The sequence below is a fragment of the Streptomyces sp. NPDC059861 genome (genome assembly GCF_042731435.1).
Classification (GTDB): Bacteria; Actinomycetota; Actinomycetes; order Streptomycetales; family Streptomycetaceae; genus Streptomyces.
In genome coordinates, this window is the sequence record NZ_JBHWJQ010000050.1 from 1 (window position 1) to 21,856 (window position 21,856).

General features: G+C 71.0%; 20 protein-coding genes. 2 read left to right on the forward strand and 18 right to left on the reverse strand.

The annotated features are described in order from the left end of the window. Window positions 1-43: 43 nt before the first annotated feature. From nusB to ACFV6X_RS31825, 13 genes are all read right to left on the reverse strand, one after another. Window positions 44-481 carry a transcription antitermination factor NusB gene (gene nusB / locus ACFV6X_RS31765; RefSeq protein WP_385389523.1) on the reverse strand — a complete coding sequence of 146 codons (438 nt, stop codon included), beginning with the start codon at window positions 479-481 and terminating at the stop codon, window positions 44-46. A gap of 2 nt (window positions 482-483) precedes the next feature. Then, the gene (gene efp, locus ACFV6X_RS31770) at window positions 484-1,050 is read right to left on the reverse strand and encodes an elongation factor P (RefSeq protein ID WP_365460426.1); all 567 of its coding nucleotides are present in this window, start codon (window positions 1,048-1,050) and stop codon (window positions 484-486) included. Window positions 1,051-1,111: 61 nt separating this feature from the next. Then, entirely contained in the window at window positions 1,112-2,218 is a 1,107-nt protein-coding gene (locus ACFV6X_RS31775; protein WP_365460429.1) for an aminopeptidase P family protein, read from the reverse strand. Between the two features lie 419 nt (window positions 2,219-2,637). Further along, window positions 2,638-3,555 (reverse strand): Pro-rich N-terminal domain-containing protein, encoded by a 918-nt coding sequence (locus tag ACFV6X_RS31780; protein ID WP_385389526.1) that lies wholly within the window; start codon window positions 3,553-3,555, stop codon window positions 2,638-2,640. Between the two features lie 163 nt (window positions 3,556-3,718). Beyond that, window positions 3,719-4,810, reverse strand: a complete 1,092-nt coding sequence (gene aroB / locus ACFV6X_RS31785) for a 3-dehydroquinate synthase (protein WP_365449055.1) — start codon at window positions 4,808-4,810, stop codon at window positions 3,719-3,721. Next, the gene (locus ACFV6X_RS31790) at window positions 4,807-5,322 is read right to left on the reverse strand and encodes a shikimate kinase (protein WP_385389529.1); all 516 of its coding nucleotides are present in this window, start codon (window positions 5,320-5,322) and stop codon (window positions 4,807-4,809) included. The genes aroB and ACFV6X_RS31790 overlap by 4 nt, the downstream gene beginning before the upstream one ends. Beyond that, window positions 5,319-6,503 (reverse strand): chorismate synthase, encoded by a 1,185-nt coding sequence (aroC, locus tag ACFV6X_RS31795; protein WP_385389531.1) that lies wholly within the window; start codon window positions 6,501-6,503, stop codon window positions 5,319-5,321. Before aroC ends, ACFV6X_RS31790 begins: the two co-directional genes overlap by 4 nt. 216 nt (window positions 6,504-6,719) lie before the next feature. Next, window positions 6,720-7,559, reverse strand: a complete 840-nt coding sequence (locus tag ACFV6X_RS31800) for a shikimate dehydrogenase (RefSeq protein WP_385389532.1) — start codon at window positions 7,557-7,559, stop codon at window positions 6,720-6,722. Then, entirely contained in the window at window positions 7,540-9,216 is a 1,677-nt protein-coding gene (gene mltG, locus ACFV6X_RS31805) for an endolytic transglycosylase MltG (protein WP_385389534.1), read from the reverse strand. The genes ACFV6X_RS31800 and mltG overlap by 20 nt, the downstream gene beginning before the upstream one ends. A gap of 121 nt (window positions 9,217-9,337) precedes the next feature. Then, window positions 9,338-9,802 (reverse strand): Holliday junction resolvase RuvX, encoded by a 465-nt coding sequence (gene ruvX, locus ACFV6X_RS31810; protein WP_385389537.1) that lies wholly within the window; start codon window positions 9,800-9,802, stop codon window positions 9,338-9,340. A 13-nt stretch (window positions 9,803-9,815) separates the two neighbouring features. Then, window positions 9,816-12,488, reverse strand: a complete 2,673-nt coding sequence (gene alaS, locus ACFV6X_RS31815; protein ID WP_385389540.1) for an alanine--tRNA ligase — start codon at window positions 12,486-12,488, stop codon at window positions 9,816-9,818. Continuing rightward, a complete protein-coding gene (locus ACFV6X_RS31820) occupies window positions 12,488-12,838 on the reverse strand; it encodes a hypothetical protein (RefSeq protein ID WP_385389542.1) in 351 nt (116 codons plus the stop codon). Before ACFV6X_RS31820 ends, alaS begins: the two co-directional genes overlap by 1 nt. A gap of 8 nt (window positions 12,839-12,846) precedes the next feature. Beyond that, window positions 12,847-13,281, reverse strand: coding sequence for a DUF948 domain-containing protein (locus ACFV6X_RS31825; RefSeq protein WP_365449039.1), 435 nt, complete (start codon window positions 13,279-13,281; stop codon window positions 12,847-12,849). A 159-nt stretch (window positions 13,282-13,440) separates the two neighbouring features. Here ACFV6X_RS31825 and ACFV6X_RS31830 point away from each other — a divergent pair, with 159 nt between their 5' ends. Then, on the forward strand, window positions 13,441-15,600 hold the full coding sequence (locus ACFV6X_RS31830; RefSeq protein WP_385389545.1) for an ATP-binding protein: 2,160 nt from the start codon (window positions 13,441-13,443) through the stop codon (window positions 15,598-15,600). A gap of 24 nt (window positions 15,601-15,624) precedes the next feature. Here ACFV6X_RS31830 and rpsD read toward each other — a convergent pair whose 3' ends face one another. The 5 genes from rpsD to ACFV6X_RS31855 form a co-directional block, all read right to left on the reverse strand. Further along, window positions 15,625-16,239: a 30S ribosomal protein S4 gene (rpsD, locus tag ACFV6X_RS31835; protein ID WP_123987943.1), complete on the reverse strand. Its 615-nt coding sequence runs from the start codon at window positions 16,237-16,239 to the stop codon at window positions 15,625-15,627. A 305-nt stretch (window positions 16,240-16,544) separates the two neighbouring features. Beyond that, on the reverse strand, window positions 16,545-17,900 hold the full coding sequence (locus tag ACFV6X_RS31840; protein WP_385389548.1) for a replication-associated recombination protein A: 1,356 nt from the start codon (window positions 17,898-17,900) through the stop codon (window positions 16,545-16,547). A gap of 47 nt (window positions 17,901-17,947) precedes the next feature. Then, the gene (locus tag ACFV6X_RS31845; protein WP_385389551.1) at window positions 17,948-18,604 is read right to left on the reverse strand and encodes a vitamin K epoxide reductase family protein; all 657 of its coding nucleotides are present in this window, start codon (window positions 18,602-18,604) and stop codon (window positions 17,948-17,950) included. A gap of 176 nt (window positions 18,605-18,780) precedes the next feature. Next, window positions 18,781-20,043, reverse strand: coding sequence for a histidine--tRNA ligase (gene hisS / locus ACFV6X_RS31850; protein WP_385389554.1), 1,263 nt, complete (start codon window positions 20,041-20,043; stop codon window positions 18,781-18,783). Window positions 20,044-20,056: 13 nt separating this feature from the next. Beyond that, window positions 20,057-20,764, reverse strand: a complete 708-nt coding sequence (locus ACFV6X_RS31855; RefSeq protein WP_385389557.1) for an MBL fold metallo-hydrolase — start codon at window positions 20,762-20,764, stop codon at window positions 20,057-20,059. A gap of 180 nt (window positions 20,765-20,944) precedes the next feature. Here ACFV6X_RS31855 and ACFV6X_RS31860 point away from each other — a divergent pair, with 180 nt between their 5' ends. Continuing rightward, entirely contained in the window at window positions 20,945-21,757 is an 813-nt protein-coding gene (locus tag ACFV6X_RS31860) for a peptidylprolyl isomerase (protein ID WP_385389560.1), read from the forward strand. Window positions 21,758-21,856: the final 99 nt, after the last annotated feature.

Genomic DNA, 21,856 nt, shown 5'->3' on the forward strand with positions numbered 1-21,856 from the left:
GGGCCGCAGCCTGCGCTGCGGCCCTCCGGCGTTCCGGGGGTGCTCAGTCCTCGGCGGTGCGCCGCAGCGAGGGCTTGAGGTCCTTCAGCCGGCCGAGCAGGCCGTTGACGAACGAGGGCGACTCGTCCGTCGAGAACTCCTTCGCCAGCTGCACCATCTCGTCCAGCACGACCGCGTCCGGGGTCTCGTCGACCCAGATCAGTTCGTACGCGCCGAGCCGCAGGATGTTGCGGTCGACGACCGGCATCCGGTCGAGCGTCCAGCCGACCGAGTACTGGGCGATCAGCTCGTCGATGCGCGTCGCGTGCTCCGCGTAGCCCTCGACCAGCTGCATCGTGTACTCGCTCACCGGCGGCTGCCGGGTGTCGGTCCGCGAGTGCCGGATCCAGTCGGCAAGGACCGTCAGGACGTCGACATCACGCTGGTCGCCCTCGAAGAGGATCTGGAAGGCGCGCTTGCGGGCCGTGTTGCGGGCAGCCACGGTTAGCTGTTCACCCGGCCGAGGTAGTCGCTGGTGCGGGTGTCGACCTTGATCTTCTCACCGGTGGTGATGAAGAGCGGGACCTGGATCTGGTGACCGGTCTCCAGGGTGGCGGGCTTGGTGCCGCCGGTGGAGCGGTCGCCCTGGACGCCGGGCTCGGTCTCCTGGACGACGAGCTCGACGGCGGCCGGCAGCTCGACGAAGAGCACCTCGCCCTCGTGCTGCGCGACGGTGGCGGTGAAGCCCTCGATCAGGAAGTTGGCGGCGTCACCGACGGCCTTGCGGTCGACCATGAGCTGGTCGTAGGTCTCCATGTCCATGAAGACGAAGTAGTCGCCGTCCATGTAGGAGAACTGCATGTCGCGCTTGTCGACGGTGGCCGTCTCGACCTTCACGCCGGCGTTGAAGGTCTTGTCGACGACCTTGCCCGAAAGCACGTTCTTGAGCTTGGTGCGCACGAAGGCCGGGCCCTTGCCGGGCTTGACGTGCTGGAACTCGACGACGGACCAGAGCTGGCCGCCGTCGAGCTTGAGCACCATGCCGTTCTTGAGGTCGTTCGTGGAAGCCACGGTTGCTTCAATCTCCTGGACTTACGTGGACGACCCGGGGGCAGGCGCGACAGCTGTGAGGCTAGAGCGCGAGCAGCTCCTTGGTCGTGATGGTGAGTAGCTCGGGTCCGCCGTCCGCCTCGGGGCGTACGACGAGCGTGTCATCGATCCGGACACCGCCCCGGCCCGGGAGGTGGACCCCCGGTTCGACGGTGACCGGCACGCAAGCGTCCAGTTTACCCATGGCCGTGGGGGCCAGCTGAGGGTCCTCGTCGATTTCGAGCCCCACGCCGTGACCGATGAGCTCCGGAAGGCCCTGACCGTACCCGGCGGAGTCCAGCACCTGGCGTGCCGCGCGGTCCACGTCACGGTAGGCGGAGCCGGGGGCCAGCATCTCACGGCCGGCCCGCTGAGCGGCGAAGACCAGGTCGTAGAGCTCGATCTGCCAGTCCGCCGGGGAGGTGCCGATCACGAACGTGCGGCCGATCTCGCAGCGGTAGCCGCGGTAGGTGGCGCCCAGGCAGACGGAGAGGAAGTCGCCCTCCTCGACGCGGCGGTCCGTGGGGCGGTGGCCTCGTCTGCCGGAGTTCGCGCCGGTGGCGACGGAGGTGGGGAAGGCGGGGCCGTCGGCGCCGTGGTCGACGAGGCGGCGTTCGAGTTCCAGGGCCAGGTGGCGTTCGGTGCGGCCCACGAGGATGGACTCCAGGAGCTCACCGAGGGCCTGGTCGGCGATCTCGGCGCCGATGCGGAGGCAGGAGATCTCCTCCTCGTCCTTGACGACCCTGAGCTGCTCGACCGCGTTGCCGAGATCGGCGAGGCGCAGGGCGGGGGCGGCCGAGCCGATGGCCCGGTGACGGGCGACGGTGAGGTGGTGTTCCTCGACGGCAAGGGAGTCGGCGCCCTGGTCGGTGGCGAGGTCGGCGGCGGCGACGGCACAGTCGCCGCCGGGGGCGGGGAGCGTGTGCAGGCGCAGGGTCTCGTCCAGGCGGCCCTCGGTGGGGCGGTCGTCCGGGGGGCCGTGGCTGACCAGCAGGTCCTCGCGCTTGCCCAGCAGCAGTACGGCCCCGTGGGGGGCCACGCCCGCGAGGTAGCGCACGTTGGCGGGCCGGGAGATCAGCGCTCCCGCGCTGCCGGCCGCGTTGCAGCGTTCCCGTAGCCGGGTTCGGCGGGTCGCGTACACCTCTGACATGTGCCGAGCGTAAGAGCTTTGCGGCGGTGGCGCCGCTCGGGGAGGCCGAGTGGGCGGTGGGGCGGCTGTGGAGGTTCGCGGGGTGTTGTCTGCGGCGCCTGTGGAGAGGCGGGGGGTGGATGCGCCTGCGGAAGTGCGGGGGTGGAAGCGGCGCCTACGGAAGTGCGGGGGCTGTCATCGGCGGCGGCTGTCGAGGGGGGCTCTCTGTGGCGCCTATGGCAGTGCGCGGCGCTGTCTGCGGCGGCTTACGGCCGGTGGGGGCTTGTCGCGCAGTTCGCCGCGCTTCTTCAGGGCGGTGCCGTTCCGGCGTCGACAGAGTCCCCTGACCTTCAGAGGGCTACGGCCGGCCGCCGGCGGGGGCTTGTCGCGCAGTTCCCCGGGCCCCTTCAGGGGGTGCCGTTTCGGCGTCGCCGCCCGTGTCACCAGTTCGGGGGGCTTGCTATGGAGCGGGTGAGGACCTCGTCGAGGACTCGGGCCGTGCTGGGGACGTCCAGCTGGGAGTTGTCGATGATGGGGAGGCCCGAGCCGTACCAGCCGGCCATGCGGCCGTGGATGCGGGCCACCTCCTCGTCGGTGAGGCGTCGGTTGCCCGAGCGTTCCGCGTTGCGCTCCAGGACGATGTCGAGGCCGGGGAGGAGGACGACGGGCAGCAGGCCGGGACCCACGTGGCGCTTCCAGCCGCCCAGACCCACGACGGGGCGGTCGGGGAAGACCGCGTCGTCGAGGATGCACGAGATGCCGTTGGCCAGGAAGTTGCGCGCGGCGAAGCCGCAGGTGCGGCGGGCCAGGCGGTACTGCGCCTCGGAGTTGTCGTTCCAGCCCGACTGGGGGTCGGCGAAGCCCGAGCGCACCCATTCGCGTACGTCGTCGAGGCTGATGTGGGCCGTGGGCACCCGGCGGTGGTCCGCCCAGTACTTGGCGACGCTGGTCTTGCCCGCCCCCGCCGGGCCGATGAGCAGGACCGCGAGGGTGGTGGTACCCGGGTCGGGGACGGTGGTGGTGGCCGGTGCGGAAGGCATCGTCACCGGGCCACCGGGGGGCAGCCGGACGTGGCCCGTGGTGTCCGGGGGCGGCGGTGCCATCGGGGGGTGGTGCGGAGCCGAGGGCGGGCCGGAGAAACCGGGGGGCGGGAGCACGGGGGCGGAGCCCGGAGGGACGGACGCGGGCGGGACTGGCGCGGGCCCCGGAGGAACGGGGGCGGGCCCCGGAGGAACGGGCGCGGGCCCCTGGTGGTGCGGACCCGGACCCGGGTGTTGTGCGGCCGGCGACCAGCCGTCGGCCGGTCCCTGCCCCGGCTGGTGGGGCGGCGGCAGCGGAGACCCCACTGCGTGCTGCATCCGGTGCCACTCCGTCTCGTACAGGCAATTGGCGCTCGCTACCGAACGGTACCGTCCCCCGCCGTCCTTTGGTGAACGGCGGGGGACGGCCCGAAGTGCCCGGCGGGGCAAGGAGAATCGGGCGGAAGGGGCCCCGCGGGACGTACCGGACCCCTCGCCGGATCTACTGCCCGACCTCGCCGTACGCCGCCAGCAGCATCGCCGGATCGGGTCCCTCCAGGACCGTCGGCTTGGCCAGGCCGTCCAGCACGATGAAGCGCAGCATGTCGCCGCGGGACTTCTTGTCGACCTTCATGGTCTGGAGCAGCTTGGGCCACTGGTCGTAGCGGTAGTGCAGCGGCAGCCCGACCGCCTCCAGGATCGTGCGGTGCCGGTCGGCCGTGGCGTCGTCCAGCCGGCCCGCGAGCCGGCCCAGTTCGGCAGCGAAGTGCATGCCCACGGAGACCGCGGCGCCGTGCCGCCACTGGTAGCGCTCGTTCTTCTCGATGGCGTGGCCGAGGGTGTGGCCGTAGTTGAGGATCTCCCGCAGGCCCGACTCCCTCAGGTCGGAGGAGACGACCTCGGCTTTGACGCGGATGGAGCGCTCGACGAGCTCGGCCGTGTGCGGGCCGGCGGGCGTGCGCGCGGCCTCCGGGTCGGACTCGATGAGCTCCAGGATCGCCGGGTCGGCGATGAAGCCCGCCTTGATGACCTCGGCCAGCCCGGAGACGTAGTCGTTGACCGGGAGCGAGTCCAGCGCGGCGAGGTCGCACAGGACGCCGACGGGCGGGTGGAAGGCGCCCACCAGGTTCTTGCCCTCGGCCGTGTTGATGCCGGTCTTGCCGCCGACGGCCGCGTCGACCATGGCGAGGACCGTGGTGGGGATCGCGATCCAGCGCACCCCGCGCAGCCAGGTCGCGGCCACGAAGCCGGCGAGGTCGGTGGTCGCGCCGCCGCCGACGCCCACGACGACGTCGGTGCGGGTGAAGCCGGACTGGCCCAGCGCCTTCCAGCAGTACGCGGCGACCTCGGCCGTCTTGGCCTCCTCCGCGTTGGGCACCTGGATGGCGACCGCCTCGTAGCCCTGCTCGGCCAGGTCGGCGCGCAGCGCCTCACCGGTCTCGGCCAGCGCCTCGGGATGGACGACGGCGACCCGCTTGGCCCGGTCGCCGATCAGACCGCCCAGTTCACCGAGCAGTTGACGGCCCACCAGGACCTCGTACGGCTCACTGCCCGCGGTGCCGCCGACCTGGATCCGCGTCACTGACTCGCTCATGCTTCCTTCAACTCCAGGGCGTTCAGCACCTCTTGGGTGACCTCTTCGGGCGTACGGTCGTCGGTGGCCACCACCGACCGTGCCACCTCCTCGTACAGGTGCCGCCGGGCCTCCATCAGCTCCCGCCACTGCTTGCGCGGGTTGATGGCCAGCAACGGCCGGGCCGCGTTCAGGCCGGTCCGCCGGGCCGCCTCCTCGACGTCCATCGACAGGTACACGACCTGGTGCCCGGCGAGCAGCTCACGGGAGCCGGCGTCGAGCACGGCGCCTCCGCCCAGCGCCAGCACACCGGTGTGCTCGGCCAGCGCCGTGCGCACCGCCCGCTTCTCCAGCGCGCGGAAGGTGGCCTCGCCGTCCTCGACGAAGATGTCGGCGATGGTGCGGCCCTGGTCGGCGACGATGTCCTCGTCGGTGTCCCGGAAGCCGACGCCGAGCCGCTCGGCGAGCAGATGGCCCACGGTGGACTTGCCGACACCCATGGGACCGACGAGCACGGCCAGCGGCCCGCTCATCGGATCACCAGGTTGTCGAGGTAGGAGCGCACGTTGCGGGCGGTCTCGGTCACGCTGTCGCCGCCGAACTTCTCCGCGACCGCGTCCGCGAGGACCAGCGCGACCATCGCCTCGGCGACGATGCCGGCTGCCGGTACCGCGCACACGTCCGAGCGCTGGTGGTGGGCCTGGGCGGGCTCGCCCGTGACCACGTCCACCGTCCGGAGCGCCCGCGGCACGGTCGCGATCGGCTTCATCGCCGCGCGCACCCGCAGCAGCTCACCGGTGGTGAGACCGCCCTCGGTGCCGCCGGAGCGGCCGGTGGCGCGCCGGATGCCGTCGTCCGTGGTGACGATCTCGTCGTGCGCCTTCGAGCCAGGCACCCGGGCCAGCTCGAAGCCGTCGCCGACCTCGACGCCCTTGATCGCCTGAATGCCCATCAGCGCGGCGGCCAGCCGGGCGTCCAGCCGGCGGTCCCAGTGCACGTGCGAGCCGAGGCCCACCGGCACGCCGTACGCGAGCACCTCGACGACGCCGCCGAGCGTGTCGCCGTCCTTGTGGGCCTGGTCGATCTCCGCCACCATCGCCTTCGACGCGTCGGCGTCCAGGCAGCGCACCGGGTCGGCGTCCAGCTTCTCGACGTCGGCCGGGGTCGGGTGGACGCCGTAGGGCGCCTTGGCCGCCGCGAGCTCCACGACATGGCTGACGATCTCGATGCCCGCGGTCTCCTTCAGGTACGACCGCGCGACCGCGCCGAGCGCCACACGGGCCGCGGTCTCCCGGGCCGACGCCCGCTCCAGGATCGGACGGGCCTCGTCGAAGCCGTACTTCTGCATGCCGGCGAGATCGGCGTGGCCGGGCCGGGGGCGGGTCAGCGGCGCGTTGCGGGCCAACGCGGCCAGCTCCTCCGGGTCCACGGGGTCGGCCGCCATGACCTTGTCCCACTTAGGCCACTCGGTGTTGCCGACCATGACGGCGACCGGCGAGCCGAGGGTCAGCCCGTGCCGCACACCACCGAGGAAGGTGACCTGGTCCTGCTCGAACTTCATGCGCGCACCGCGTCCATAGCCGAGCCGCCGCCTCGCCAGGTGGTCCGCCACCATCTCCGTGGTGATCGGCACGCCGGCGGGAAGGCCCTCCAGCGTCGCGACGAGTGCGGGACCGTGGGACTCCCCCGCGGTCAGCCAGCGCAACCTGCTCAACGGTGCTCCTCTGTGCTCGCGCCCGGTAGTGACCGGCATACGCGTCTGCTCGCGTAGCGCGGTGGCGCGACCCCGGGTGCGCGGCCCAGGCCCGCCACGTTCGATCCTCCCACGTCCGGACCGCTGGTCAGGCCGCCGGTCCAGCAGTCGGACGGACTGTGTCAGGAAGAGACCGGCGGCCGCGCCGGGTTCCGCGCGCTCGACCGGGGACGAGACCTAGCGACCGGCCAGGGCGTGCTCGCCCGCCTTGCGCATCGCGTCCAGCGGCGCGGGCGCGCGGCCCGTGACCTGCTCCACCTGGAGCACCGCCTGATGGACCAGCAGGTCGAGCCCGCTGACGACGGCCCCGCCGTACGCCGACCAGCGCGCCGCCAGCGTCGTCGGCCACGGGTCGTACAGCACGTCGAAGAGCGTCACGGGCCGCTCGGGCACGGCGGAGGCGAGCGCGTCGGTCGTACCGGCCGGCGTGGTCGCGACGACCAGCGGGTGGTGCAGCGCCTCGGCCGCGTCCGCCCAGTCCGCGACGCGGACGTCGACCTCCAGCCGCTCGCCCCACCGGCGCATCTCGGCGGCGCGGGCCGCGCTGCGGACGTACGCGACGACCTCGCCGGTGCAGATCCGGGCCAGCGCGGCGAGCGCCGACGACGCGGTGGCGCCGGCGCCGAGGATCGCGGCCGTGTCGGTCTGCTCGATGCCGTGCTCGCGCAGGGCGGCGACCATGCCGGGGATGTCGGTGTTGTCGCCGACGCGGCGGCCGTCGTCCGTGAGGACGACCGTGTTGACCGCCTCGACCGAGGCGGCGGTGTCGCTGATCTCGTCGAGCAGCGGGATCACGGCCCGCTTCAGCGGCATGGTCAGCGACAGCCCGGCCCACTCGGGGCCGAGCTGCGCGAAGAACCCCGGCAGCCCGTCCTCGTCCACCTCGAACCGGTCGTAGGTCCAGCCCGTCAGACCCAGTTCCCGGTATGCCGCCCGGTGCAGCACCGGGGACAGGGAGTGGGCGATGGGCGAGCCGAGGACGGCGGCCCGGCGGGCCTCAGTTGCCCGAGCTTTCATTGAACTTTTCCTTGAGCTCCAGGAAGTCGTCGTGCGTCCGGGCGAACTCGGTGTTGTGGCGGCCGTCGGTCGCCACGAAGTACATCCAGCCCTCGTCGGTCGGGTTCAGCGACGCCTTCAGCGCCTCGGCGCCGGGGTTGCCGATCGGTCCGGGCGGCAGACCCTTCTGGGTGTACGTGTTGAACGGATCCTGGTTGCTCTGGATCTCGGATTCGCTGATGTTGATGTTGCTCTCGCCCTTCAGGTAGTTGAAGGTCGAGTCGAACTGGAGGAGCTGGTTGGTCTCCGTGTTGTCCGGCTTGAGGCGGTTGTATACCACCTCGGCCATCTTGCGGAAGTCGTCCTCCGTCTTGCCCTCCGCCTGGACGAGGCTGGCGACCGTGATGACCTGCAGCGGGTCCTCCAGGTCCAACGCCTTCGCCTTGGCGGGGAGGTCGTACTGGGCGTACTGCCGGCTGGCCTGGCCGACCATTTCCTTGAGGACCGCCTCGGGCTTCATGCCCTTGGCCGCGGGATAGGTGCCCGGGTAGAGGAAGCCCTCCAGCGGGTCCTTGATGTCGGGGTCGTTGTTCGCCCAGCTGGGCAGGCCGAGCTTCTTGTACTGCTTCTCGGCGACATCCTGGGTGGTGCCGGACTCCAGGCCGAGCTTCTCGTCGATGGCGTTGTAGACGCCCCCGTTGCGCTGGCCCGGGGTGACCATCACGTTGTTCTGGCTCTTCGGGTCGAGCATCATCTCGACGGCGCTCGCCGCCGACATCTGCTTCTTCAGCAGATAGGCGCCCGCCTGGATCGAACCGCTGTCGGGGTTCTGCGACTGCGCGGCCACGAAGGCGTCGACGCTCTTGACGACGCCGGCCTCCTTCAGCCGGCGGCCGATCTCCGCGCCGCTCGCGCCCTTGGGGATCTCGACGGTCACCTGCTCGCTCGTGCCCTCGCCCGCGAAGTCCGGGGCCGTGCCGAAACGATCCTGGTAGAACTGGTAGCCGAAGTAGGCGACACCGGCCAGACCGCCGCCGAACACCAGGGCGACCACGAGGCAGGCACATCCGTTGCGGCTCTTCTTGCCCTTGCCCTTGCCGCCCCGACCCCGCCGCTCGCCGCGCCCGCGCCGGTCCGCGGGCTCGTCGTCGTCATCGTCCGCCCCCGAGAAGAAGGCGTGCTCGCCCTGGTCGGGGCCCGGGTCCCAGTCGGTCCTGGGCTCCGGTTCGGCGCGCCGGCGACTCGGCGGCTCGGGCGGTGGGTAGGCGTCGGGCGTGCCGTAGAAGTCGGGCTGCTCACCGCCGTAGGCGACGCCCTGCTGGGTGTAGGGGTCGGCCGGATCGGCGGCGTAGGGCAGGTGCTGCTGCGTACCGGTGGGCCAGCTGCCGGTGTCGTACTGCTGCTGGGCGCCGTACGACTGCTGCGCCTGCGCGGCGTACTGCTGCTGGTCGTACTGCTGCTGGTAGTGCTGCTGCGCCTGGCCGTAGCCGGGGTGCTCGCCGGTGCCCCAGTCGCCGTACTGCGGCTGCTGCGGCTGCTCTGGATAGTGCTGCGGCTGGCCGCCGTAGGGGGACTGCTGGCCCGCGGGGGCCTGCTGTCCTCCCCATCCGCCGTCCCCGTACAACGGGTCCTCCGGATGCCACGGTTCGGAGCCTTGGCCCCGGCCATACTCAGTCATCGATCCCCTAGAGCCGCGAGGCGGCGGTCGCGTGGCTTCCGGCTCGGCTCCCGTCCCGCCTCTTGCTGTGCGGCGGCTGTTCGAATGCTGCCGCATCGCGCGGAACGTTACCGTATCGCGATCAGATGACCACTTCGACGCCCTCGCCCGGGGCTTTACCTGACACCCGTTCGGATTCCAGTGCCTGCTGCAGAATGATGACGGCGGCGGCCTGGTCGATGACCGAGCGGCCCTTCTTGGATCTCATGCCGGCGGCCCGAAGGCTCTGACCCGCCGTCACGGTCGTCATCCGCTCGTCCACGAGCCGGACCGGGACCGGGGCGATGCCCCTGGCCAGCTCCTGGGCGAAGCCACGGACCTTCACCGCGGCGGGACCCTCGCCCCCCTTGAGGGAGCGAGGGAGTCCGACGACGACCTCGATCGGCTCGTACTCCTCGACGATCTGCCTCAGCCGGCGGTGAGCCGCGGGGACGTCCCGGCCGGGGACCGTCTCGACGGGCGTGGCGAGGATCCCGTCGGGATCGCACGAGGCGACCCCGATCCGGGCGTCCCCGACGTCGATCGCGAGCCGACGTCCTCTACGCATCTCCACCAAGTCCTTACTTGGCCGTCTCCGCCACGAGCCGCTCGACGGCGTCGACGGCATCGCCGACGGCGGCCGGGTTCTGGCCACCGCCCTGGGCGACGTCCGGCTTGCCACCGCCGCCGCCGCCGAGGGTCTTGGCGGCCGCGCGGACCAGGTCACCGGCCTTGAGGCCGCGTTCACGGGCGGCCTCGTTGGTGGCGATGACCGTCAGCGGCTTGCCGCCCACCGTAGTGAACAGGGCCACCACGGCCGCCCGGCCGCCCTGGATACGGCCGCGCACGTCCAGCACCAGCTTGCGCAGGTCGTCGGCGGTGGTGCCGTCGGGGACCTGGCCGGTGACGAGCGCGACACCGCGTACGTCCTTGGCGGACTCGGCGAGACCGGCGGCGGCCTGGAGCACCTTCTCGGCGCGGAACTTCTCGATCTCCTTCTCGGCGTCCTTCAGCTTGCCGAGCATGGCGGAGACCTTCTCCGGAAGCTCCTCCGGGCGGCCCTTGACCAGCTCCTGGAGCTGGGCGACAACCGTGTGCTCACGGGCGAGGAAGTTGTAGGCGTCCATGCCGACCAGCGCCTCGATACGGCGCACACCCGAGCCGATGGAGGACTCGCCGAGCAGCTTCACCAGGCCGAGCTGGGCGGTGTTGTGCACGTGCGTGCCGCCGCACAGCTCCTTGGAGAAGTCGCCGATGGTCACGACGCGGACGCGCTCGCCGTACTTCTCACCGAACTCGGCGATGGCGCCCTGCTTCTTCGCCTCGTCGATTCCCATGACCTCGGCGTGCACGTCGAGGTCGCGGGCGAGCACCTCGTTGATCTTCTGCTCGACGTCGGTCATCACGGCCGTCGGAACGGCGGCCGGCGAGCCGAAGTCGAAGCGGAAGCGGCCGGGCTGGTTCTCGGAACCGGCCTGGGCGGCCGTCGGGCCGAGCGCGTCGCGCAGGGCCTGGTGGGTGAGGTGGGTGGCCGAGTGGGCGCGGGCGATGGCCGTGCGGCGACGGCCGTCGATGGCGGCGTGGGCCTTGGCGCCGACGGTCACCTCGCCGACCTGGACGACGCCCTTGTGGACGTACACACCCGGGACCGGCTTCTGGCAGTCGCGGACCTCGATCACGGCACCGGAGTCCACCTTGATGCGGCCGGTGTCGCCGATCTGGCCGCCGCCCTCGGCGTAGAACGGGGTGCGGTCCAGGACGATCTCGACCTCGTCGCCCTCGGTGGCGGCCGGGGAGGAGACGCCGTCGACGAGGATGCCGACGATCGTGGTCTCACCCTCGGTGTCGGTGTAGCCGATGAAGTCGGTCGCGCCGGCGCTGTCGGCGATCTCACGGTAGGCGCCGACGTCGGCGTGGCCGGTCTTCTTGGCCTGGGCGTCGGCCTTGGCGCGCTCCCGCTGCTCCTTCATCAGGCGCCGGAAGCCGTCCTCGTCCACGGACAGGCCCTGCTCGGCGGCCATCTCCAGGGTGAGGTCGATCGGGAAGCCCCAGGTGTCGTGGAGCAGGAAGGCCTTGTCGCCGGAGAGGACGGTGCCGCCGGCGGCCTTGGTGTCGGTCACGGCCGTGTCGAGGATGTTGGTGCCGGCCTTCAGCGTCTTGAGGAAGGCGTTCTCCTCGGCGACGGCGACCTTCTCGATGCGCTCGCGGTCGGTGATGAGCTCGGGGTACTGCTGGCCCATCATCGCGATGACCGTGTCGACCAGGTCCTTGACGACGGGGCCGGTGGCGCCGAGCAGGCGCATGTTGCGGATGGCGCGGCGCATGATGCGGCGCAGCACATAGCCGCGGCCCTCGTTGCCGGGGGTGACGCCGTCGCCGATGAGCATCACGGACGTGCGCATATGGTCGGTGACGACGCGCAGCGAGACGTCCGAGTCGTGGGCGTCGCCGTAGGCCACGCCGGTCAGCTCGGTGGCCTTCCTGATGACGGCCATCGAGGTGTCGATCTCGTACATGTTCTGCACGCCCTGCAGAATCATGGCGAGTCGTTCCAGGCCGAGGCCCGTGTCGATGTTCTGGCTCGGGAGGTCGCCGAGGATCTCGAAGTTGTCCTTGCCGATGCCCTCGCCACGCTCGTACTGCATGAAGACGAGGTTCCAGATCTCCACGTACCGCTCGTCGTTGACGGCGGGGCCGCCCTCGGCGCCGAACTCGGGGCCGCGGTCGTAGTTGATCTCGGAACACGGGCCGCAGGGGCCGGGGACGCCCATGGACCAGTAGTTGTCCTTCATGCCCAGGCGCTGGATGCGCTCCTTCGGCACGCCGACGACCTCGTGCCAGATGCGCTCGGCCTCGTCGTCGTCCTTGTAGACGGTGATCCAGAGCTTCTCCGGCTCCAGGCCGTAACCACCCTTGTCCTGGGGGCTGGTGAGCAGCTCCCAGGCGTACTTGATGGCGCCTTCCTTGAAGTAGTCGCCGAAGGAGAAGTTGCCGCACATCTGGAAGAACGTGCCGTGCCGGGTGGTCTTGCCGACCTCCTCGATGTCCGGCGTGCGCACGCACTTCTGCACGCTGGTGGCACGCGGGAACGGCGGCTTGACCTCGCCCAGGAAGTAGGGCTTGAAGGGCACCATGCCGGCGGGGACGAGGAGCAGAGTCGGGTCGTCCGCGATGAGCGACGCCGAAGGGACGACGGTGTGCCCGCGCTCCTCGAAGAAGCTCAGCCAGCGGCGGCGGATCTCAGCCGACTCCATCAGTGGTCCTCATTCCGGTTGTACGTGTACGTCGTGTGGTCGATGACGTACGTCTTCGGCTTGTTGCGGTTCTCGATGGCGGCGTACCGCCGCGCGGAGGGAAGCTCCGGGTCGGCGTCCAGGCCGAGCGCGTCCTGGAGTTCGGCCTCCCGCTGGGCCATGTTGGCGCGGACGTCGAGCGCGAAGCCCACCGCTCGGTCCTTGAGGCGGTGGCCCGCCTCGATCGCCTTGTTCGCGGCCGTGGCGGCGAGGCTCTCGGGGGTGAGCTGCTTCAGCTTGCGGTTGACCTTGGTGGTGGCCCACACGCCGGTGGCGACACCCGTGGTGAACCAGAACGTACGGCGGAACATCGCTGGTCTCAGTCCTTCTTCCGCTTGGCCCGCCGCGCGGCCGGGACGGTCCGGCCCACGATCACGGTACGCCTCGACGACTTCGCGGGCACGTCCTCCTTGCGGCCGCCGAGGGCCCGGCGCACGCCGTACCCGAAGGCGGCGACCTTGACCAGCGGGCCGCCGAAGGTGGAGGCGACGGTCGTGGACAGCGCGGACGCGTTCGACGTGACCTCCTGGACGTCCGAGGCGATGGCGTCGACCCGGTCGATCTGGGTCTGCGCGGAGCGCACCGCCGAGGAGGCGTCCGCCAGCAGCGGTACAGCCTGGTCGGTCACGTCCGCCACCAGCTTGGTGGTCGCCCTGAGCGTCTGGGCCAGCCTCGCCAGAGCCACGGCGAGGAAGGAGACCAGGATCGCCCAGAAGACGGCCACCAGGATGCCGGCCACCTCTCCACCGGACACTGCGCACCCGCTCCCTAAACGTGCCTGAACATCGAAAAAGTCGTGCACCGAGCCTATCGCGCCGGGGCTCGCGCTCCGTACCGGATTACGGCGCGGCAGGGGCCGAGTTGCGGGAAGCGATTGTACGGACTGAACACGGTTCAGTACGCTCCGTGTCCCATGCGACCACCTCAGCGCGACGGCGGGCCCACTCCGGGCAATCTTCCTGTGGAGCTGGACGCGTTCGTGGGTCGGTCGGCCGAACTGGCCGGGCTGGCCCGGACACTGGACGCCTCCCGGCTGGTGACCGTGACCGGGACCGGCGGGGTCGGCAAGTCGCGGCTCGCGGCGCGGGCGGCCGCCGGGTGCGCGGCGCCGGGCGGGGTGTGGCGCGTGGATCTGGAGCCGGTGCGCGATCCGGAGTTCGTGGACTACGCGGTCGTGGAGGCGCTGGGGCTGACCGACCACACCACACGGCCGCCGCGTGAGACCCTCCTCGCCCATCTCGCCGAGCGCCAACTCCTCCTGCTCCTTGACGGGTTCGAGCATCTGGTGGACGTGTGCGCCTCGCTGGTGACGGAGCTGCTGCGGCAGGCCCCGGGGCTGCGCGTGCTCGCGGTGGGGCGCAGACCGCTGGGGGTGACGGGCGAGCGGCTGTTCCCGTTGGCGCCGCTGGGCGAGGTGGAGGCGGTCGAGCTGTTCGCGGACCGTGCCGCACAGCACGGGGCGGCGTGCGACGACGACCGGGCGGTACGGGAGGTGTGCCGGCGTCTGGACGGGATCCCGCTGGCGATCGAGCTGGCGGCGGGACGGCTGCGGGCGCTGTCCCCCGGGAAGTTGCTGGGCCGGCTCGACGACCGGTTCCGGATGCTGACCGGCGGCGGACGGGAGGCGCCGCATCGGCATCAGACGCTGCGCACGGCGATCGGCTGGAGCCACGAGCTGTGCACGCCCGGGGAACGGTTGCTGTGGGCGCGGCTGTCGGTGTTCGCCGGCGCGTTCGACCTGGAGGCCGCCGAGTACGTGTGCAGTGGCGGCGGGCTGGACGCCGACGACGTCCTCGACGTGCTGACCGAGCTGATCGCGCAGTCAGTGGTGACCCGCGAGGAGACTCCGGCAGGGCCGCGCTACCGGATGCTGGACACGGTCCGGGCGTACGGCGCGGAGTGGCTGACGGCGGCCGGTGACGCGGCCCGGCTGCGGCGGCGGCACCGCGACTGGTACGTCGGCCTGGCGACCTGGTGCGAGCTGGACTGGTTCTCGCCGCGCCAGGGCCAGGTGGCGGCGTGCGTCGACGTGGAGCTGCCGAATCTGCGCTCCGCCCTGGACTACTGCCTGACCGAGCCGGAGGAGGCCCATCTGGGCCAGTACCTCGCGGGCTCGCTGTGGTTCTACTGGGCGGGCTGCGGCCGGCTGTCGGAGGGCCGGCACTGGCTGGAGCGGGGTCTGCAACTGGACTCCGGCAACGAGCACTCCCGGCTGAAGGCCCTGTGGGTGCTCGGTTACGTCGCTGTCCTCCAGGGCGATCCGGTGCCGGCCCTGGCCGCGCTCCAGGAGTGCCGGGAGGAGGCGGAGCGGTCCGGGAACGTTACGGCACTGGCGTACGCGGAGCACCGCACCGGCTGTCTGGCGCTGGTCACGGACGACATGCCCCGCGCAGAAACGCTGCTGCGCTCGGCGTTGGACCGCTACCAGGAGATCGGCGAGCTGAACAGCAACGTCCTGATGGGCCAGGTGGAGCTGGCGATGGCACGGGCGTTCCAGGGCGATCTGGCCGACGCGGTGAAGCTGTGCGACGACGTGCGCCGGGTGTGCGAGGACCACGGCGAGCGCTGGGCCCGCGGCTACGCGCTGTTCGTCCTGGCGTACGCCACCTGGACCGAGGGCGACCCGGCCGGTGCCCGCGCCCTGCTCACCGACTGCCTGTCCGGCGCCCACGCCTTCCACGACCTGCTCGGCTCGGTGCTGGCGATCGAGCTGCTGGCGCTGGTGACCACGGCGGACGGCGATCCGGCCGAGGCCGCGGTGCTCCAGGGGGCGGCGCGGGGAATGTGGCCGTCGGTGGGCCTGCCGCTGTTCGGCTCGGCGTACTACAACACTCCGCACGCCCTGTGCGAGGCGACGGCCCGGCAACTGCTCGGCGACGAACGCTACGAGGCGTGCGTACGGCAGGGGGCGCGGCTCGATCGGGAGGAGGCGGTGGGTCTGGCGCTCGGCCGGCCGTGGCAGGTGGCGGCGCTGCCGGAGCCGCGCGGGCCGGTACGGCAGGCCCGGGGCGTCGCGCACATGCGAGAGCCCGCCGCCTCGCCCACCCGGAAGGGCGGGGAGACGGCGGGCTGATGCGCGGGCGGTGCTACGTCCGGGTCAGCGGGCGTAGTACTCGACGACGAGCTGCTCGTCGCAGATCACCGGGATCTCCTTGCGGTTCGGCTCACGGTCCAGGCGGAAGGCCAGGGCGCGGAGGTTCACCTGGAGGTAGCGCGGGGTCTCGCCGTCGGGGGCGAAACCGCCCTCACGGGCGATGGAGAAGAGGGTCTTCTCGCGGCTGCGCTCGCGGACCATCACGACGTCGTCGGGACGGACGCGGAACGAGGGCTTGTCGACCTTCTGACCGTTGACCTCGATGTGGCCGTGGACGACCATCTGACGGGCCTGGTAGATCGTGCGGGCGATGCCCGAACGCAGGACCAGGGCGTCGAGGCGACGCTCCAGCTCGATGATCAGGGCCTCACCGGTCTTGCCCTGAACCTTGGAGGCACGCTCGTAGGCGCGGACGAGCTGACGCTCGGACACGTCGTACTGCGCGCGCAGACGCTGCTTCTCCAGCAGACGGACCTTGTAGTCCGAGTTCTGCTTGCGGCCGCGGCCGTGCTCACCCGGCGGGTAGGGGCGGGCCTCGAAGTACTTGACGGCCTTCGGGGTCAGCGCGATGCCGAGGGCACGCGACTTCTTGACCTTGGGGCGGGACTGGTTCGCCACTGTCTGTGTCTCTTTCCTAGTTTCCGGCTCGTCAGATCTGAGGGAGGTCGCATCCGCAGCCGGGGAAACCCACCAGGTCCGCGAGGACCTGCCGGGCAGCCGCTCCCCTGGTCTGGGCACATACGTGCAGCACACGAACGGCCCACCGACCGATCCCGTCGTGCTTGGGTGGTGGTGGGCTGCCCGCGACACCATTCGACGGTGCGCGACGCTCCTGGAGTCAGCCCGCGAGGGACTGGGTCTCCGACTGGCTGTCCCGCTCTGACTGCACGGGACTCAGCACTGCGAGGAATTCTACAGGGTGCTCAGGACCGCTTACGACCGAGGTGTTTCCTGGTCCACTCGACGGCGTCCGCGTACCGCGCCTCCGCGCCGTGCCGGGTCGGCGTGTAGTACTCCCGGTCCTTGAGGGCGTCCGGCGCGTACTGCTGCTCGGCGATGCCCTCGGGCAGGTCGTGCGGGTACACGTACCCCTGCCCGTGACCGAGCTTGCCCGCGCCCTTGTAGTGGGAGTCCCGCAGATGCGCGGGCACCGGCCCCGCGTGCCCCTTGCGTACGTCGTCCAGGGCGGCGCCGATCGCGGTCGTCGCGGCGTTGGACTTCGGCGCCAGGGCGAGCGCGATGGTGGCGTGGCTGAGGGTGAGGGCGGCCTCGGGGAAGCCGACCATGGCGACCGCCTGGGCCGCCGCGACCGCGATCGGCAGGGCGCCCGGGTCGGCGAGGCCGATGTCCTCACTGGCGGAGATCATCAGGCGGCGGGCGATGAAGCGCGGGTCCTCGCCGGCCTCGATCATCCGGGCCAGATAGTGCAGCGCGGCGTCGACGTCGGAGCCGCGGATCGACTTGATGAGGGCGCTGGCCACGTCGTAGTGCTGATCGCCGTCGCGGTCGTACTTCACGGCGGCGCGATCGACCGTCTCCTCCAGCGTCGTGAGGCCGATCTCGGCCTCGCCCTTGTCCAGGGCGGCTCCGGCGGCGGCCTCCAGGGCGGTCAGGGCGCGGCGGGCGTCACCGCCGGCGATCCGCAGGAGATGGGCCTCGGTGTCCTCGGGGAGGGTGACGGCGCCGGCCAGACCGCGCTCGTCCGCGAGGGCGCGACGGATCAGGTCGCGCACGTCGTCGTCGGTGAGGGGTTCGAGCGTCAGCAGCAGGGAGCGGGAGAGCAGGGGCGAGATGATCGAGAAGTACGGGTTCTCGGTCGTGGCCGCGATCAGCGTGACCCAGCGGTTCTCGACGGCCGGGAGGAGAGAGTCCTGCTGGGCCTTGCTGAAGCGGTGGATCTCGTCCAGGAAGAGGACGGTCTCCTTGCCGAAGCCGCCGGTGGCGCGGCGGGCGCCGTCGATGACCGCACGGACCTCCTTGACGCCGGCGGTGATCGCGGACAGCTCCACGAACCGCTTGTCGGTCGCCTTGGAGACGACGTACGCCAGGGTCGTCTTGCCGGTGCCGGGCGGGCCCCAGAGGATCACCGAGGACGGGCCCGCCGGTCCTCCGGCGCCCTCGCCGACCAGCCGGCGCAGGGGCGAGCCGGGCTTCAGCAGATGCTGCTGGCCCACGACCTCGTCGAGGGTGCGGGGGCGCATCCGCACCGCCAGGGGACTCGCGGTCGGGTCCTTCTCCTGGCGTTCTTCTGCGGCGGCGGTGAACAGGTCGGGCTCCACGCTGAAACCCTAAATCACGGCACCGACAACGCCGCCCGCCCCCGTGCTCAGGCCCAGAGCTGACTGCCCCAGCGGGTCAGGATCAGCATGACGATGATCCCGATGTGCGTGACCGGCAGCACCCAGGTGAACTCGGCGAAGAACCGCTTGAGGCCGGCGGGGGCCAGCAGGAAACCGTTGCGGATGTTGAACGACGTCACGTACCAGAACATGACGATCGTGGCGACCCAGGCCAGCGAGCACCACAGGCACAGCGCGTTGATCCGGTACAGCGACTGGAACATCAGCCAGGCGCAGAAGACGACGCCGAACAGCGTGCCCGCGTTGAAGGTGAGCCAGTACCAGCGCGGGAAGCGGGCCCGGGCGAGCAGGCTCGCGCCCACGCAGATCACGATGCCGTAGCTGACCAGGCCCAGCATCGGGTTGGGGAACCCGAAGACGGAGGCCTGGGCGCTCTCCATGACGCTGCCGCAGGAGACGATCGGGTTGAGGCTGCAGCTCGGCGTGAACGTCTCGCCCCGGGCCTTGGCCTCCAGGATCTTGAACTTGTCGAGCGTGATGACCCACGCGGCGAGCAGCCCCGCCGCGCCCGTGATCACCAGCAGCAGGGCGAAGGCCCGGCTGCCGCCGACCGTGCGCGGCTCGGCCGCCGCGCCGCGCGGCTCCGGCTCGGTGGAGACGTCCTTGACTGTCGTCTTGCTCATCACGCCGATTCCGTCACTTCGGTGGGGGCCTGCTTCCGGCAGGGGACATTGTGCCGCACCCGCGCGTAAGTCCACCGTTCGCTGCACATAAGGAGCCACGGCCCGCCGATCGGTTCCGGACATGCGTGAGGGGCGCCGGACGCCCCCTGGGACCTCCGGCGCCCCCGTCGACGTGATCAGCCCAGCCGGGCTTCCAGTTCGGCCACGATCTCGTTGACGCCGACGGCCGTCTGCTCGCCGGACTCCATGTCCTTGAGCTGGACCACGCCCTCCGCGAGGTCGCGTTCGCCAGCCACGATCGTGTAGCGCGCACCGCTGCGGTTGGCGTTCTTCATGGCGCCCTTGAGGCCCTTGGCGCCGTAGGAGAAGTCGGCGGCGACCCCGAGCTTGCGCAGCTCGGTGACCTTGGCGAACAGCACGCGCCGGGCCTCCTCCCCGAGCGGCACCGCGAACACGCTGGTGGCGGCGGGGAGTTCGAGCTCGACGCCCTCCGCCTCCAGGGCGAGCACCGTGCGGTCGACACCGAGGGCCCAGCCGACGGACGGCAGCGCGGGGCCGCCGATCATCTCGGACAGGCCGTCGTAGCGCCCGCCGCCGCCCACCGCGGACTGCGAGCCGAGGCCGTCGTGGACGAACTCGAAGGTGGTCCGTGTGTAGTAGTCCAGCCCGCGCACCAGCTTCGGGTCGTCCTCGAAGGCGACGCCCGCGGCGGTGATCAGCTCGCGGACCTCCTCGTGGTACGCCTTGCAGGCGTCGCAGAGGTAGTCGCGCAGCAGGGGGGCGCCGGTGAGCTGCTTCTGCACCGACTCGCGCTTGTCGTCCAGCACCCGCAGCGGATTGATGTCCGCCCGGCGCAGGGTGTCCTCGTCGAGGTCCAGGCCGCGCAGGAACTCCTGGAGGGCGGCCCGGTAGACGGGTCGGCACTCCTTGTCGCCCAGGCTGTTGAGCAGGATGCGGAAGTTGCTCAGGCCCAGCGACCGGTACGCCTGGTCGGCCAGGATGATCAACTCGGCGTCGAGGGCGGGGTCCTCCGCGCCGATCGCCTCGGCACCGACCTGGGAGAAGTGGCGGTAACGGCCCTTCTGGGGGCGCTCGTAGCGGTAGTACGAGCCCGAGTACCAGAGCTTGACGGGCAGGTTGCCCGCCTTGTGCAGGTTGGCCTCCAGCGCGGCGCGCAGCACCGACGCCGTGCCCTCGGGGCGCAGGGCGAGCCGGTCGCCGCCCTTGGTCTCGAAGGCGTACATCTCCTTGGTGACGATGTCGGTGGACTCGCCGACACCGCGCGCGAAGAGCTCGACGCTCTCGAAGCCGGGCGTCTCGATGTAGCCGTAGCCGGAGTTGCGCAGCGGGGCGGCGATCGCCTCGCGGACGGCCAGGTACTTGGCGCTGTCCGGCGGGATCAGGTCGTACGTGCCCTTAGGGGCCTTGAAGGTGCTCACGGGAAGTCTCTCGTCACATTCCTCGTCGGGGAGTCCCGGGGACTCCCTGGCCGGCGGCCACCTGCCGCAGATACGGGTTGGTGGCGCGCTCCTGGCCGATGGTGGTCTGGGGGCCGTGGCCGGACAGCACCACGGTCGAGTCGTCGAGCGGCAGGCACACACGGGCCAGCGAGTCGAGCATCTCGGCCATGTCACCGCCGGGCAGGTCGGTGCGTCCGACGGAGCCGGCGAACAGCAGATCCCCGGAGAAGAACACGGACGGGATGTCCGCTGCCTCGGGCATCCGGAAGGTCACCGACCCCTTGGTATGGCCCGGAGCGTGCGCCACGGAGAACTCCAGTCCCGCCAGTTCCAGCCTCGCCCCGTCGGCGAGCTCCCTCACGTCGTCCGGCTCCCCCACGGTGAGCTCGCCCATGAGCGGCATCCCGATGGACCGGCCGATGCCCTTCTCCGGGTCGCTCATCATGTAGCGGTCCTCGGGGTGGATCCAGGCCGGTATGTCGTGCGCTCCGCAGACCGGGACGACCGAGGCCACGTGGTCGATGTGGCCATGGCTGAGGACGACGGCGACGGGCTTGAGCCGATGCTTCTTCAGCGCTTCCTCGACTCCAGGGGCCGCTTGGTGGCCCGGGTCGATGATCACGCACTCCTCACCGGCGGCGGGGGCGACGAGATAACAGTTCGTCCCCCAGGCCCCGGCGGGGAACCCGGCAATGAGCACGATCGTCCTTCGTTGTGTCGATTCGGGTGGCTTCGGCGACGGCCTCGCCGGACGTCAAGAGCCTACCGGCGCTGCCGATTCCTCAGCGAACCCATATACGGTACGGGGCACACGCAGGCGGTCGGCCCACAGGACGCACACGTACCGGTCGACGTTCTAGACGCATGAGGAGTAGATCCGGTGGTCAGCCAGGAACAGCGGCGGCGTCAGCTCGCCCGGGAGAAGTTCTTGCGGCAGCAGCAGCGGCGCACCGACGCCCGGCGCAAGTCGCGCACGCGCAACGCCGTGATCGCGTCGGCGCTCGGCGTGGTCCTGATCGGCAGCCTCGCGCTGTACACGACCGGCGTGCTCAAGGACGACGGCAAGACCAACGCGGGCGCGGAGGTCACGGAGAGCGCGTCGCCGTCCAAGGCTCCGGACCCGTGCGACAAGCCGGCCGCCGGCAAGGCCACGACGGAGACCTGGAAGAAGGAGCCGGCGATGACCATCGACAAGTCGGCCGACTACACCATGAGCCTCGCGACGACCTGCGGCGACATAGACGTCGCCCTGAAGGCGTCGGCGGCCCCCCACACCGTCAACTCGTTCAACTTCCTGGCGGGCAAGGGCTACTTCGACCACACCAAGTGCCACCGGCTGACGACCAACGGCATCTACGTGCTCCAGTGCGGCGACCCGACGGCCAGTGGCAGCGGTGGCCCCGGGTACCAGTTCAAGGACGAGAACCTCAAGGACAAGAGCCTGAAGGGCAACGTCTATCCGGCGGGCACGGTCGCGATGGCCAACTCCGGTCCCCACACCAACGGCAGCCAGTTCTTCCTGGTCTACCAGGACAGTCAGCTGCCACCCAGCTACACACCGTTCGGTACCGTCTCCGAGTCCGGAATGGCGGTTCTGAAGAAGATCGCCGAGGCGGGCGAGAGCACCGGCGCCGGTGACGGAGCACCCAACGCGACGGTCGTGGTCAACAAGGCAACCGTCGCGAAATCCTGACCCCCAACTGCGAAATTTCGGTCGCGCGGGATGCGGACAGGCAACCCGCCGGTCGCCTATGTTGGCCGTGACGAAACTGTGGACGATGCCCGGGGGAGC

Bases quoted from the DNA above. Each gene is read 5' to 3' on its own strand.
- ACFV6X_RS31775 (WP_365460429.1), bottom strand. From the start codon at position 2,218: ATGTCAGAGGTGTACGCGACCCGCCGAACCCGGCTACGGGAACGCTGC.
- ACFV6X_RS31780 (WP_385389526.1), bottom strand. From the start codon at position 3,555: ATGCAGCACGCAGTGGGGTCTCCGCTGCCGCCGCCCCACCAGCCGGGG.
- aroB (WP_365449055.1), bottom strand. From the start codon at position 4,810: ATGAGCGAGTCAGTGACGCGGATCCAGGTCGGCGGCACCGCGGGCAGT.
- ACFV6X_RS31790 (WP_385389529.1), bottom strand. From the start codon at position 5,322: ATGAGCGGGCCGCTGGCCGTGCTCGTCGGTCCCATGGGTGTCGGCAAG.
- ACFV6X_RS31800 (WP_385389532.1), bottom strand. From the start codon at position 7,559: ATGAAAGCTCGGGCAACTGAGGCCCGCCGGGCCGCCGTCCTCGGCTCG.
- mltG (WP_385389534.1), bottom strand. From the start codon at position 9,216: ATGACTGAGTATGGCCGGGGCCAAGGCTCCGAACCGTGGCATCCGGAG.
- ruvX (WP_385389537.1), bottom strand. From the start codon at position 9,802: ATGCGTAGAGGACGTCGGCTCGCGATCGACGTCGGGGACGCCCGGATC.
- alaS (WP_385389540.1), bottom strand. From the start codon at position 12,488: ATGGAGTCGGCTGAGATCCGCCGCCGCTGGCTGAGCTTCTTCGAGGAG.
- ACFV6X_RS31820 (WP_385389542.1), bottom strand. From the start codon at position 12,838: ATGTTCCGCCGTACGTTCTGGTTCACCACGGGTGTCGCCACCGGCGTG.
- ACFV6X_RS31830 (WP_385389545.1), top strand. From the start codon at position 13,441: ATGCGACCACCTCAGCGCGACGGCGGGCCCACTCCGGGCAATCTTCCT.
- ACFV6X_RS31845 (WP_385389551.1), bottom strand. From the start codon at position 18,604: ATGAGCAAGACGACAGTCAAGGACGTCTCCACCGAGCCGGAGCCGCGC.